The sequence below is a fragment of the Methylobacterium sp. BTF04 genome, assembly GCF_010692745.1.
Lineage (GTDB): Bacteria > Pseudomonadota > Alphaproteobacteria > Rhizobiales > Beijerinckiaceae > Methylobacterium.
Window position 1 is genome coordinate 1 of the sequence record NZ_JAAHTB010000173.1, and the last position, 1,409, is coordinate 1,409.

Annotated in this window: 1 protein-coding gene; it reads left to right on the forward strand. The window is 63.0% G+C overall.

Annotated features, from left to right (window positions below; genetic code table 11):
• The first annotated feature begins 79 nt into the window (after positions 1–79).
• Positions 80–1,123, forward strand: coding sequence for an IS110 family transposase (locus G3T14_RS24120; protein ID WP_163644999.1), 1,044 nt, complete (start codon positions 80–82; stop codon positions 1,121–1,123).
• Positions 1,124–1,409: the final 286 nt, after the last annotated feature.

Below are 1,409 nucleotides of genomic sequence, written 5' to 3' on the forward strand. Positions count from 1 at the left end.
CTGATGGGGTGGACGGCCCCCGAACGGCATCGCTGTGCCAAGCTGAGGTCGTTGCAGATCTCACGCGAGGAGACCGTCCATGGACCAGATTAGCCGCATCGGTATGGATACGTCCAAACACATCTTTCAACTGCACGGTGTGAACGCCGCTGAGGAGCCGATCCTGCGGCGGAAGCTTCGACGCAAGGACATGATTGCTTTTTTCGAGCGGCTTGCCCCAACGCGTGTCGCCATCGAGGCTTGTGGCGCCTCGCACCACTGGGCGCGCCTGCTGTGCAATCTGGGGCACGAGGTCCAACTCATCGCACCACAACTCGTGAAGCCGTACGTCAAACGGGGGAAGAACGACGCCGCCGACGCCGAGGCGTTGTGCGAGGCCATGAGCCGGCCGACTATGCGATTCGTTCCGGTCAAGAGCGCTGAGCAGCAGGCCGCGCTCATGCTGATTGGGCTGCGTGACAGGCTGATCCGCAACCGAACCCAAATCGTCAATGCGATCCGCGGGTATGCCGCCGAATTTGGGATCACGGCAGCCCAGGGCATCGCGCACGTGGCCGCACTACTCGCGCGTATCCAGGCCGACGAGGCTCTGCCCCCACTCGCACGCGAACTGTTTACGCTGCAGGCCGTCGAGTACGAGCAGGTGCAGGCTAAGATCGCTGCCATCGATGCCAAGCTGGTTGCGTGGCACCGCGCCGATCCCTGCAGCCGACGCTTGGCGCAGATCCCCGGTATCGGACCAGTCGGTTCGGCGATGCTGATCATGAAGACGCCCTCGCCAGAGGCGTTCCGGTCTGGTCGCCAGTTCGCGGCCTGGATCGGTCTGACACCCAGGGATCACTCGACGGCCGGCAAGGTCAGACTCGGCGTCATTACGCGAGCTGGCGACGAAGCTCTGCGCCGCGTGCTCGTTGTTGGAGCTACCGCCATCGTGCGCCGTGTCCGCGAGGGGCGATGCGGGTGGGGATTGGCCGCCTGGGTCAAGCAGTTGCTCCAACGCAAAGCACCGAAGCTCGTCGCGGTGGCCCTGGCCAACAAATTGGCCCGGATAGCCTGGAAGATGATGATGACGGGCGAAACTTACGCCGGGGGACGAACTCCTGCTGCTGAGTGCGCCTTGTAGAGATCAGCGGGGGATGCGTCGCCAAGAACTGGCGATCGCGCCGAGCTGAAGCGGAAGCTTGCAGGAGGACAGACAGGTGGCGTGATCGATCGATCCCAGACGTGAGCAAACCCGAATGTGACAGTGGCCGATAAAGGTCGCAGCGCTGATTGGGGCTGACGTCGCGGAGCCCATCTTGGCCAGCGTTCATGTGCGAGCGCGCGAACAGGCCGGACATATGAACGCAAGCGATCCGATCATCCAAACTGACTTCATCATCTTGCGAGCTGGGGGCCGTCCACATATG